The sequence below is a fragment of the Dickeya zeae NCPPB 2538 genome, assembly GCF_000406165.1.
GTDB lineage: Bacteria > Pseudomonadota > Gammaproteobacteria > Enterobacterales > Enterobacteriaceae > Dickeya > Dickeya zeae.
The window spans coordinates 1,146,105-1,158,959 of sequence record NZ_CM001977.1; the positions used below are offsets into that span (position 1 = coordinate 1,146,105).

General features: G+C 53.0%; 8 protein-coding genes. 2 read left to right on the forward strand and 6 right to left on the reverse strand.

Annotated elements, in window-relative coordinates; translation table 11 throughout:
• Position 1: 1 nt before the first annotated feature.
• From DZE2538_RS05140 to ubiG, 5 genes are all read right to left on the reverse strand, one after another.
• Positions 2-916, reverse strand: coding sequence for an SPFH domain-containing protein (locus DZE2538_RS05140; protein ID WP_019844612.1), 915 nt, complete (start codon positions 914-916; stop codon positions 2-4).
• A 133-nt stretch (positions 917-1,049) separates the two neighbouring features.
• Positions 1,050-1,310 carry a class I ribonucleotide reductase maintenance protein YfaE gene (gene yfaE / locus DZE2538_RS05145; protein ID WP_038915757.1) on the reverse strand — a complete coding sequence of 87 codons (261 nt, stop codon included), beginning with the start codon at positions 1,308-1,310 and terminating at the stop codon, positions 1,050-1,052.
• A 5-nt stretch (positions 1,311-1,315) separates the two neighbouring features.
• Positions 1,316-2,446: a class Ia ribonucleoside-diphosphate reductase subunit beta gene (nrdB, locus tag DZE2538_RS05150; RefSeq protein ID WP_038915758.1), complete on the reverse strand. Its 1,131-nt coding sequence runs from the start codon at positions 2,444-2,446 to the stop codon at positions 1,316-1,318.
• Positions 2,447-2,608: 162 nt separating this feature from the next.
• Positions 2,609-4,897, reverse strand: coding sequence for a class 1a ribonucleoside-diphosphate reductase subunit alpha (nrdA, locus tag DZE2538_RS05155; RefSeq protein ID WP_019844610.1), 2,289 nt, complete (start codon positions 4,895-4,897; stop codon positions 2,609-2,611).
• A gap of 544 nt (positions 4,898-5,441) precedes the next feature.
• Complete coding sequence (ubiG, locus tag DZE2538_RS05160) at positions 5,442-6,200, reverse strand: bifunctional 2-polyprenyl-6-hydroxyphenol methylase/3-demethylubiquinol 3-O-methyltransferase UbiG (RefSeq protein ID WP_038915759.1); 759 nt, start codon at positions 6,198-6,200, stop codon at positions 5,442-5,444.
• Between the two features lie 254 nt (positions 6,201-6,454).
• Between ubiG and gyrA the strand changes: the two genes are divergently transcribed.
• Both gyrA and rcsC read left to right on the forward strand, forming a co-directional pair.
• Complete coding sequence (gene gyrA, locus DZE2538_RS05165; RefSeq protein WP_019844608.1) at positions 6,455-9,088, forward strand: DNA topoisomerase (ATP-hydrolyzing) subunit A; 2,634 nt, start codon at positions 6,455-6,457, stop codon at positions 9,086-9,088.
• 124 nt (positions 9,089-9,212) lie between these two features.
• Entirely contained in the window at positions 9,213-12,101 is a 2,889-nt protein-coding gene (gene rcsC / locus DZE2538_RS05170; RefSeq protein WP_269077915.1) for a two-component system sensor histidine kinase RcsC, read from the forward strand.
• 101 nt (positions 12,102-12,202) lie between these two features.
• Here rcsC and rcsB read toward each other — a convergent pair whose 3' ends face one another.
• Positions 12,203-12,853: a response regulator transcription factor RcsB gene (gene rcsB, locus DZE2538_RS05175; RefSeq protein ID WP_019844606.1), complete on the reverse strand. Its 651-nt coding sequence runs from the start codon at positions 12,851-12,853 to the stop codon at positions 12,203-12,205.
• Positions 12,854-12,855 lie beyond the last annotated feature (2 nt).

Genomic DNA, 12,855 nt, shown 5'->3' on the forward strand with positions numbered 1-12,855 from the left:
ACTATTTTCTCCGGTCTGCCTGACTCTCTTTGATAAGTTCACTGATGCCGCCAATGGTGCCCATCAGGTTGCTGGCGTCTAATGGCATCATGATCACTTTGCTGTTGTTGGCAGACCCGATGGTTTGCAGCGCGTCGGTATATTTCTGCGCCACGAAGTAATTGATTGCCTGGATGTTGCCTGCGGCAATGGCTTCAGACACCATTTGGGTGGCGCGGGCTTCCGCTTCTGCTGCACGTTCCCGCGCTTCGGCTTCGAGAAAGGCGGATTGACGCTCCCCCTCGGCTTTGAGAATTTGCGCCTGTTTTTCCCCTTCGGCTTTCAGTATCGCGGCCTGTCGCACCCCTTCCGCTTCCAGAATATCGGCGCGTTTGGTTCGCTCTGCTTTCATCTGAGCATTCATCGAGGCAATCAACTCAGCTGGCGGGCGCACGTCACGAATTTCGATGCGGGTAACTTTGATACCCCAGGGGTTAGTGGCTTCGTCAACGATATGCAACAACCGGGTGTTGATACTGTCGCGCTGCGATAGCATTTCATCGAGCTCCATCGAACCGAGCACAGTACGAATGTTGGTCATGGTCAGGTTGATGATGGCCAGTTCCAGATTACTGACTTCATAGGCGGCGCGGGAAGCATCTACCACCTGAATAAAGCAGACGGCGTCGATGGTAACGTTGGCGTTATCCTTGGAGATGATTTCCTGCGATGGGATGTCCAGCACCTGCTCCATCATATTAATTTTGCGGCCGATTCTGTCCATAAACGGCACCATCAGGTTCAGGCCGGGCATCAGCGTGCGGGTATAGCGGCCAAAGCGCTCCACTGTCCACTGATAGCCTTGCGGTACGATTTTGATACCAGACCAGACGATCACCAGCGCAACGACAATCAGAACCGGGATAAAGGTCAGCATGTGCTCTGTTCTCCGTGGGTTTCTCCTGTGGAAAGTGTAACGCAGGATAGCCTAACTGGCGTAGTAAAGTTACGGGTGAACAAGGGATTATGCGAGCCTGCCTGTAAAGCAGGCTGCAAGAGCAAAACACCGATTACATATCCAGTTCGATGTCATCTACTGGCATACAACAGCAGGGTAGAATTTCGTCCCGTTGCAGGCAGGCAAGCGGTGTTTCCCGGTAGGCGACTTTGCCTTTGGTGAGACGTAGTCGGCAGGAGCCGCAATAACCAGAACGACACTGGTACTCGACCGGCACACGCTGGGATTCGAGCGCTTCCAACAAAGTGGCGTGTTCGTCAGAGCAAAGCAACTGCGCCCCTGACAGGCGCAGTGTAATGGTGGGAGCCGTCATCGTGATTACAGTTGGAAGTCGCTAAGGTCGTCGGTGTTGATTTCTGAGTCAATCTGGCCGACCAAATAGGAGCTGACTTCCACTTCCTGCGGTGCCACCTGCACGTTATCCGACACCAGCCAGGCATTGATCCACGGAATGGGGTTGGTGCGGGTTTCAAATGGCAACGGTAGACCAACTGCCTGCATGCGGATGTTGGTGATGTATTCAACATACTGGCACAGGATGTCCTTGTTCAGGCCGATCATCGAGCCGTCGCGGAACAGGTATTCCGCCCACTCTTTTTCCTGTTGTGCCGCCAGCACGAACAGATCGTAGCATTGCTGCTGGCACTCTTCCGCGACCTTGGCCATTTCCGGGTCGTCCTGGCCTGCGCGCATCAGGTTGAGCATGTGCTGGGTGCCAGTGAGGTGCAATGCTTCATCGCGGGCGATCAGCTTGATGATTTTGGCGTTGCCTTCCATCAGTTCGCGCTCGGCGAAGGCGAAAGAGCAGGCGAAGCTAACGTAGAAACGAATGGCTTCCAGCGCGTTAACGCTCATCAGGCACAGATAGAGTTTTTTCTTCAACTCGTAGAGGTTGACGGTCACGGTCTTGCCGTTGACCTGATGGGTACCTTCTCCCAGCAGATGGTAGTAGCTGGTCAGCTCAATCAGCTCATCGTAGAAGCCGGAGATGTCTTTAGCCCGTTTGAGGATTTCCTCATTGGTGACGATGTCGTCAAACACTATCGACGGATCGTTGACGATATTCCGAATAATGTGGGTATAGGAACGGGAGTGAATCGTTTCCGAGAACGCCCAGGTTTCCACCCAGGTTTCCAGTTCCGGGATGGAAATGAGCGGCAGCAAGGCGACGTTAGGACTGCGGCCCTGAATGGAATCCAGCAAGGTCTGGTATTTCAGGTTGCTGATAAAAATGTGTTTCTCGTGTTCTGGTAGCGCCTGATAGTCGATACGGTCGCGGGAAACGTCTACCTCTTCCGGGCGCCAGAAGAAGGACAGCTGTTTTTCGATCAGCTTTTCGAAAATGTCATATTTCTGCTGATCGTAGCGCGCCACATTAACCGGCTGGCCGAAAAACATCGGCTCCAGCAACTGATCGTTTTTATTCTGTGAAAAAGTGGTATAAGCCATGGTCTCTCCAAACAAGCCAACAGCGCGGCCCGAGGGCGGCGCTGTTAAACCTCTGTAACCCGAGCGGGCTATGTCGCCGCTACCCTGTCAGGCTAACCGCGACGAGATGAGGAAGTCGTCATTGCGGGGGGAACCGCCAGTGCGGCTCCCCCAGCGCCGTGCTTAGATTTTACACGCGCCGCTTTCGCAGCCGTCATCCTGCGGTGCAGAGTCCAGCAGGTCGTCCTGCGCATCTTCGGCACCGTCGCGGGTGTTTTGGTAGTAGAGGGTTTTCAACCCAAATTTGTACGCTGTGAGCAGATCTTTGAGCAACTGCGTCATCGGCACTTTGCCTGACGGGAAACGCGCCGGGTCGTAGTTGGTGTTGGCTGAAATCGCCTGATCGACGAATTTCTGCATCAGACCAACCAATTGCAGGTAACCATCGTTAGACGGCATATCCCACAGCAACTCATAGGCGTTTTTCAGCGTTTCGTACTCTGGCACCACCTGACGCAGAATACCGTCTTTGGATGCTTTGACGCTGATGTGGCCGCGCGGAGGCTCGATGCCGTTGGTAGCATTGGAGATCTGCGACGACGTTTCCGACGGCATCAGTGCTGACAGCGTAGAGTTACGCAGACCATAGGTCTGGATATCCTTACGCAGCGTTTCCCAGTCATAATGCAGCGGTTCACTGCAAATATTGTCCAGATCACGCTTGTAGCTGTCGATTGGCAAAATGCCCTGCGAATAGGTGGTTTCGTTGAACCACGGGCAGGCACCCTGTTCGCGCGCCAACTGATTCGAGGCTTTCAGCAGATAGTACTGGATGGCTTCGAAGGTCCGGTGCGTCAGGTTATTAGCGCTACCGTCGGAGTAACGCACACCGTGTTTCGCCAGATAGTAGGCGAAGTTGATAACACCAATACCCAACGTACGGCGGCCCATCGCGCCGCGTTTCGCAGCCGGAATCGGGTAGTCCTGATAATCGAGCAGGGCATCCAGCGCACGTACTGCTAATATCGCCAGCTCTTCCAGTTCATGCAGTGAACTGATAGCGCCCAGGTTAAAGGCTGACAGGGTGCACAGTGCGATTTCGCCGTTTTCATCGTTGACGTCTTCCAGCGGTTTGGTCGGCAACGCGATTTCCAGACACAGGTTGGATTGGCGCACCGGTGCAACCTGCGGATCAAACGGGCTGTGCGTGTTGCAGTGGTCGACGTTCTGAATATAAATACGACCTGTGGAGGCTCGTTCCTGCATCATCAGCGAGAACAGTTCGGCGGCTTTGAGCTGTTTTTTGCGGATGCTGTCGTCCTGCTCGTATTTCACGTACAGGCGTTCAAATTCATCCTGATTGTTGAAGAAGGCGTCGTACAACCCCGGGACATCGGACGGGCTAAACAGCGTAATGTCTTCGCCTTTCACCAGACGCTGGTACATCAGCTTGTTGAGCTGTACACCGTAGTCAAGGTGGCGCACGCGGTTGCCTTCCACGCCACGGTTGTTTTTCAACACCAGCAGGCTTTCCACTTCCAGATGCCACAGCGGGTAAAACAGTGTGGCCGCGCCGCCACGCACCCCGCCCTGAGAGCAGGATTTCACCGCGGTCTGGAAGTGCTTATAGAATGGGATACAGCCAGTGTGGAAGGCTTCACCACCACGGATCGGGCTGCCCAGTGCACGAATACGGCCCGCGTTGATGCCGATGCCGGCGCGCTGGGACACGTATTTCACGATAGCGCTGGATGTCGCATTGATGGAGTCCAGGCTATCGCCACATTCGATCAGCACGCAAGAACTGAACTGGCGGGTCGGCGTACGCACGCCAGACATAATCGGCGTTGGCAGCGAGATTTTGAACGTCGATACGGCGTCATAGAAACGCTTGACGTAGTCCAGCCGGGTTTCACGCGGGTAGCTGGAAAACAGGCAAGCGGCGACCAGAATGTACAGGAACTGGGCGCTTTCGTAGATGTCACCGGTCACGCGGTTTTGGACCAGATATTTCCCTTCCAGCTGTTTTACGGCTGCATAGGAGAAATTCATGTCACGCCAGTGATCGATGAAAGCGTCCATGTGAGCGAATTCTTCTTCCGTGTAATCTTCCAGCAAATGGCGATCGTACTTACCCATCTCGACCATTTTCACCACGTGATCATACAACTTCGGTGGTTCGAACTGGCCGTAGGCTTTTTTGCGAAGATGAAAGATAGCCAGACGAGCAGCGAGATACTGATAGTCGGGGCTTTCGCGAGAGATCAGGTCAGCCGCAGCCTTGATGATCGTCTCGTGGATATCGGCAGTTTTGATGCCGTCGTAGAATTGGATGTGGGAACGCAGTTCTACCTGAGAAACAGAGACATTGTGTAACCCTTCTGCTGCCCAGGTGATTACCCGGTGGATTTTGTCCAGATTGATGCGTTCTTTACTGCCATCGCGTTTGGTAACAAGCAGACTCTGGTTCATGTGGCGTAGCACCTGTTTTTTGACACGAGTTTTGTTTTTATCGGCCCCCCCGCTGCTTCATTTACAAAAAACGCAAACAAAAAAATAGTGTTTTCTGTCAGAAGTAAACACTATATATAGGGGGTGGGCCAGCTTTTGATAACAAGATAATGTGAAAAGTGGCGTATTGCAAGTGAGCAAAATGGGGCTCTCTTGTGGATAACATAGGGAATAAATGTTACAAGCGCGCTAAATCCCAGCCACTGTGCGGCTTCCTTATTTTGTCAACCGCAGGGGATAAAAAATAAAAAAATTGATCAACCGCCGGTTTCTTGTCCTGTTGCCGCGCTCGCGTTATGACTAAAACCGTGTTTCAGACAAGTTGTTAGGAATAATCTGAGTTTGATCTGTTGCCCAATTGTTGATAAGGCGCAGTTTATGCCAGGAAACTTATTCTCCATTGATAAAAAAGCCGGTGGAGTGAACACCGGCTTGCGTCATGAAAGCGATATACCGTTAACAAAGACATATACCGCTAACGGTTACGCCTGACTGCTCTGTGTGATCAGCCTGCGTGCGCGGTATGAATCATATAATTGACATCGACGTTCGTGCCGAGCCGGAAACGGTCTAGTAACGGGTTATAGTGCAACCCGGTCATGTGACGTTCCTGTAGCGGCGTCTGGTCTACCCAGGTCAGCAGTTCTGCCGGACGGATGAATTTTTTGATGTCATGTGTGCCGCGCGGCACCATGTTGGTCAGGTATTCGGCGCCGACAATCAGCATCAGCCAGGCTTTGGCGTTGCGGTTGATAGTAGAGAAAAAGACGTGGCCGCCGGGTTTCACCAGTCTGGCGCAAGCCAGCACCACGGATCGTGGGTCCGGCACATGTTCGAGCATCTCCATACAGGTGACGACGTCATAAACACCGGTATGGGCGTCGGCGTGCGCTTCCACCGTTTCTTGCACGTAACTGACCTCAATGCCGCTTTCCAGCGCGTGCAGCCGGGCAACCTGCAAGGGTTCAGCCCCCATATCCAGGCCGGTCACACGGGCACCTTCTCGTGCCATGCTTTCGGCCAGAATACCGCCGCCGCAGCCCACATCCAGTACCTGTTTGCCGAAAATGCCGTCGGCACGTTCGATGATGTAGTTCAGGCGCAGCGGGTTAATACGGTGCAGCGGTTTAAATTCCCCTTCCAGATCCCACCAGCGTGAGGCGACAGCCTCAAATTTGGCGATTTCATCAAGGTCGACATTCGGTGTTGCAGCCGAGGATTTTAGAACATCGGCTTCTGCGGGGTTCGTGGTGTCTGTATTCATGGTGCGTGATCACCTTTCATCAATATTGACTGGGGCCGAGTATAACGAGCGAAAGGCGCGGGGTGTAGTCGCTCGCACCGGTTTGATAACTTGCGGCGTCTTGTGATGGGGGTAACACCGCCGCAATGAAATGCGCTGCATCTGGTAAAGAAGCGCCAGCAAACCGGCGCGAAGTTTCCCCTGAAACCCCGGTTTATGATATCATTTTCCACCTTTTAAAATCGGGTAGATGTGAATAGAGGGATAGCGGCTCCATGAGCGACCTAGCCAGAGAAATTACACCGGTCAACATCGAGGAAGAGCTGAAAAGTTCATATCTGGATTACGCCATGTCCGTCATTGTCGGGCGTGCGTTACCGGACGTTCGCGATGGTCTAAAGCCGGTACACCGCCGCGTGCTGTACGCGATGAGTGTGCTGGGTAACGACTGGAACAAGCCTTATAAGAAATCGGCCCGTGTGGTCGGGGACGTTATCGGTAAATATCACCCACATGGTGATAGCGCGGTTTACGACACCATTGTGCGTATGGCCCAGCCGTTCTCGTTACGCTACATGCTGGTAGACGGGCAGGGTAACTTCGGTTCCATCGACGGCGACTCCGCCGCGGCGATGCGTTATACCGAAGTGCGCATGTCGAAGATTGCCCACGAACTGCTTTCCGATCTGGACAAAGAAACCGTGGATTTTGTGCCCAACTATGACGGCACAGAACAGATCCCGGACGTGATGCCCACCCGTATCCCCAACCTGCTGGTTAACGGCTCTTCCGGGATTGCGGTGGGGATGGCGACCAACATTCCGCCCCATAACCTGTCTGAAGTGATTAACGGCTGCCTGGCCTATATCGATGATGAGAACATTAGCGTTGAAGGGCTGATGGCTCACATTCCAGGGCCGGACTTCCCGACTGCCGCTATCATCAACGGCAAACGCGGTATTGAAGAAGCCTACCGTACTGGCCGCGGTAAGGTGTATATCCGCGCGCGCGCCGAAGTCGAAGCGGATGCCAAGACCGGTCGTGAAACCATCATCGTGCATGAAATCCCTTATCAGGTGAACAAAGCACGTTTGATTGAAAAGATAGCCGAACTGGTCAAAGACAAGCGCATCGAAGGTATCAGCGCGTTGCGTGATGAGTCCGACAAGGACGGCATGCGTATCGTTATTGAGATCAAGCGTGATGCCGTGGGCGAGGTGGTGCTTAACCATCTGTATTCCCAGACTCAGATGCAGGTGTCGTTCGGCATCAATATGGTGGCGTTGCATCAGGGACAGCCGAAGCTGATGACCCTGAAGGAAATTCTGGCGGCGTTTGTTCGTCACCGTCGTGAAGTGGTGACGCGCCGTACCATTTTCGAGCTGCGCAAAGCACGCGAACGTGCCCACATCCTGGAAGGTCTGGCGATTGCGCTGGTTAATATCGACCCCATTATCGAACTGATTCGTCATGCCTCGACCCCTGCTGATGCAAAAATTGCGTTGGTGGCTCAGGCGTGGGAACTGGGCAGCGTGGCTGCGATGCTGGAGCGTGCCGGTGATGACGCCGCGCGTCCGGAATGGCTGGAGCCGGAATTCGGTATCCATGACGGCAAATATCACCTGACCGAACAGCAGGCTCAGGCGATTCTGGATCTGCGTTTGCAGAAACTGACCGGTCTGGAACATGAAAAACTGCTGGATGAATACAAAGAACTGCTGACGCAGATAGCCGAGTTGCTGTTTATCCTGCGTAGCCCTGAGCGCCTGATGGAAGTTATCCGTGAGGAGTTGGTGGCGATTCGCGAGCAATATAACGATGCGCGCCGTACCGAGATCACCCACAATAGCGCTGACATCAACATTGAAGACCTGATCTCCCAAGAGAACGTGGTGGTGACCCTGTCTCATCAGGGGTATGTGAAGTATCAGCCGTTGACCGATTATGAAGCCCAGCGTCGTGGTGGTAAGGGTAAATCTGCCGCTCGTATCAAAGAAGAGGACTTTATTGACCGTCTGCTGGTGGCGAATACTCACGATACTATCCTGTGTTTCTCCAGCCGTGGTCGCCTCTATTGGCTGAAGGTCTATCAGTTGCCGGAAGCTAGCCGCGGTGCGCGTGGTCGTCCGATTATTAACCTGTTGCCGTTGGAACAGGATGAACGTATTACCGCCATTCTGCCGGTACGTGAGTACGAAGAAGGGATGAACGTGTTCATGGCGACGGCCAGCGGTACGGTCAAGAAGACCGCGCTGACTGAATTCAGCCGTCCGCGTAGCGCCGGTATTATCGCGGTCAATCTGAATGACGGCGATGAACTGATTGGCGTCGATCTGACCGACGGCAGCAACGAAGTGATGTTGTTCTCCGCCGAAGGCAAGGTGGTACGTTTCTCTGAGTCCGCAGTGCGTACGATGGGACGTACGGCTACCGGGGTACGTGGCATCAATCTGCAGGATGACGATCGCGTCGTGTCGCTGATTGTTCCACGCGGTGATGGCGATATTCTGACCGTGACGCAAAACGGCTTCGGTAAGCGTACAGCCGTGACCGAGTACCCGGTGAAATCGCGTGCCACTAAGGGCGTGATTTCCATCAAGGTCAGCGAGCGCAACGGCAAAGTGGTCGGTGCGGTGCAGGTTGATACCGCCGATCAGATCATGATGATCACCGATGCCGGTACGCTGGTGCGCACCCGCGTATCCGAGGTCAGCATTGTTGGCCGTAACACTCAGGGGGTCACCTTGATCCGTACCGCTGAGGAAGAGCGCGTGGTCGGCCTGCAGCGTGTGGCTGAGCCGGTGGAAGACGATGAACTCGATAGCGTGGTACCGGTTGATGGTGAACTACCGCAAGAGGATATCGACGAGCCGGACAGCGATGATGATATTCCCGCAGACGATGAGTAATGCTTTGTCCTGCAGGTAAATAGTCCTGCAGGTAAATTGTACTGTCGGTAAGCCCGCAAGAGCCAGCGCCTGATGCGCTGGCTTTTTTTATGCAGGATCGGTACTGTATCGGCTGGTTCTGACCGTGTTTTCCCGTGCTGACAACCTCTACGGTATCCCTTTGAAAGTTATCGCTTCTTTTCAGACTACCCTTAAAGTCTCCCGGTATATGTTCCGGGTGCTGGCGACCACGTTGTGGATTCTTGGCGCACTGATTTCAGTTTTTTATGTGAACAAAGAACTGAATCAACGGGAATCGCACCTGCGCCAGATTTTCTCACTCAATTTTGAACAGTCGCTGGGGTATATCCGCCATACTACAGATATTGCACGTGAATTACGGTATATCGCCGCCAATCGCTTCAGTACCCCGACGTTATCTCGCGAACGTCCATCGACCAAAAAAACGCCATTTTCTCTTTACCCGTTGTCACCCACGTTTAATTGCGCCGAGCAGTACGCAAAGAACCCCGCCCAGTTACAGTCACTGAGCAGTTTTTTTGAACAGTGGCATGATGACTTTTCGTCGGTGTATGACCTTAACCGTATCTTTTTTGTTGATGGCAGCCAGCAATGTCTCGTCGATTTTAGTATCCGCAATCAATCGCTGGATAGCGATAGCCTGTTGAAAAGTGTGCAGGAGCGGTTACAGAACCAGAAATCCAACCTGACCGGCAATCGCCGCGAGGAAAGCCTGTTTTGGGTGACACCAGGGCCGACGCCGGAAGTGGGTTATCTGTACGCGCTGACGCCAGTGTATGTTGATAATCATCTGGTCACCATGATGGGGATCGAGCAGACCATCAGGCTGGATGATTTCATACTCAATGGCGACCTGCCGTTTAGCGTCAGATTGTTAGATCAGAATGACCGTGTCTTGCTGCAACTGACCAATAACCAGTCTGGCGGTAATATTCCTGGCCGTTATCCCGACTCGAACAATTACTTCGGTTATAGCGAGGGGTATAGCGCGCTGTTGATGAAAAAGGCGCTACCGCCGACATCAATGGCGGTGGTGTATTCACTGCCACTGGAAGTGCTGCTGATGTCGCTCAATACGCTGATGATCAATATCGCGTTGTTGAACCTGATATCGGCTATCTGTCTGTTTTTATTGACGCGCCTTTTTGAACGCAAGATCTTTTTGCCAGCAGAGCGTAACGCGTTCCAACTGGAAGAGAATGAGCAATTTAACCGTAAAATCGTGGCCTCGGCCCCCGTCGGGATTTGTATTTTAAGGATTAGTGACGGCACCAATATTCTCAGTAATGAACTGGCCCACAATTACCTCAGCCTCCTGACGTATGAGGACCGGGTACGCATTATTCGTATCATTTGCGAACAGCAGTCCAAATCGCTGGATGTGGTGACCGGACGCAACCACCATTTGCAAATCAGTTTCGTACACTCACGCTATCGCAACGAGAATGTGGCCATTTGTGTCTTGCTTGACGTCAGCGCCCGGGTGCGTATGGAAGAGTCGTTGCAGGAAATGGCGAATGCCGCCGAGCAGGCCAGCCAGTCCAAATCGATGTTTTTGGCGACAGTCAGTCATGAACTGCGCACGCCGCTGTATGGGATTATTGGCAACCTGGATTTGCTGCAGACCAAATCGCTGCCTTCGGATGCCAACCGGCTGGTGGAGGCAATGCAAAACTCTTCATCGCTGCTGCTGAAGATCATCAGCGATATCCTTGATTTTTCGAAGATTGAATCGGAACAGTTGAAGATTGAGCCCAGCGAGTTTGCACCGCGTGAGATGATCAATCACATCGTGAGCAACTATCTGCCGCTGGTGGTGAAAAAGCGCCTCGAATTGTATTGCTATATCGACCCTCGCGTCCCCTTGCAATTGATGGGAGATGCGGTGCGGCTACAACAGGTGTTGAGTAATCTGCTCAGTAATGCCATCAAGTTCACCGATACCGGTTGTATCGTGTTTCAGGTGGTGTGCAGCGATGAAGGGTATCTGGTGTTTAAAGTGCGGGATACTGGGGTGGGAATCGATACCCGTGCCGTAATGAAGTTGTTTGACCCGTTCTTTCAGGCTGGAACCGGTGTGCAGCGCCATTTTCAGGGGACCGGGTTAGGGCTGGCGATTTGTGAAAAACTGGTTAGCCTGATGGATGGCGACATTACGATTGAATCCGAGCCTGGGCTTGGCAGTGAGTTCGGCATTCGTATTCCGCTTTACCGTGCGAGCTATCCGCAGACAGTCGAATTACCGGATGTGCAGGGAAAAACCTGCTGGTTACAGATTCGCAATGCGGTGATGGAGCGCTATCTGCTGGATTTACTCCAGTCCTACGGTCTGACCGTTCAGCGCTATGAAGAGGAGCTCACGGTAAGCCACGATGACGTGATGATAATTGACCATCCACCAGAGGTTGAACCGAGTACGCACGCCTGTGTGGAAATCAGCGGAACGCATGCCGGCGCTGCTCAGGAGACCCGGACTGGGTACTGGCTCTACAGTACCGCTGTATTACACGAACTGCCGACGTTGTTGCAGCGTATTTATCGCGGAGAAGAGGCGCTGTCGACGGCGGCGTCTTCCCTGTCGACGGTCAGCTACAGTCGTACTGAAAATGGCGATATTCGCCTGCTGGTGGTGGATGATCATCCTATTAACCGTCGGTTGCTGGCTGACCAGCTCGGTTCGCTCGGGTATCAGGTGATTACTGCCAATGACGGGCTGGATGCGTTGGACGTACTGGCGAAAAACCCGGTAGATATCGTCCTGACTGACGTCAACATGCCGAATATGGACGGTTACCGTTTCACACAGCGGTTGCGGGAGATGGGGCAGACACTACCGGTGATTGGTGTAACGGCTAACGCGTTAGCCGAAGAGCGGCAACGCTGCCTGCAGGCCGGGATGGATAATTGCCTGTCTAAACCGGTGACGCTGGATACATTGCAACAATCACTGTCGTATTACAGTAATCTGGTCAGGCAGGGTAACACGGTGTAACGGTATAGCCGTCACGCAGTCTTTGCTGATCCCATCACCACGTCACAAAGAATATAAAGAAAGAGGATGTCGGCAAACAAACCTGTTTGCCGACAAGATGATTACTCTTTGTCAGACGGCGACACGCCGACCGAGGAGAGGTAGTTTAACAACGCAATATCGTTGTCCACGCCCAGTTTGGTCATGGCCGATTTCTTCTGGCTGCTGATAGTCTTAATGCTGCGGTTGAGCTTTCTGGCGATTTCGGTCACCAGGAAGCCTTCGGCAAACAGGCGTAACACTTCGCTTTCTTTCGGTGACAGGCGTTTATCGCCATAGCCGCTGGCGCTGATTTTTTCCAGTACCTTGCTGACGCTTTCCGGCGTGAATTTTTTGCCTTTTTGTAACGCGGCCAGGGCTTTGGGCAGGTCAGTCGGTGCCCCTTGTTTCAACACTATCCCTTCGATGTCCAACTCCAATACGGCACTGAGAATCGCCGGGTTGTTGTTCATGGTCAGCACGATGATGGACAAATGGGGGAAGTGGCGCTTGATATATTTGATTAAGGTAATGCCGTCACCGTACTTATCGCCAGGCATGGATAAATCGGTGATCAGGACGTTGGCGTCCAGTTTGGGAAGATTATTAATCAGGGCTGTCGAGTCTTCGAATTCACCCACGACGTTAATCCATTCGATTTGCTCCAGCGATTTTTTAATGCCGAACAAAACAATAGGATGGTCGTCTGCGATAATTACGTTTAGATTGCTCATTG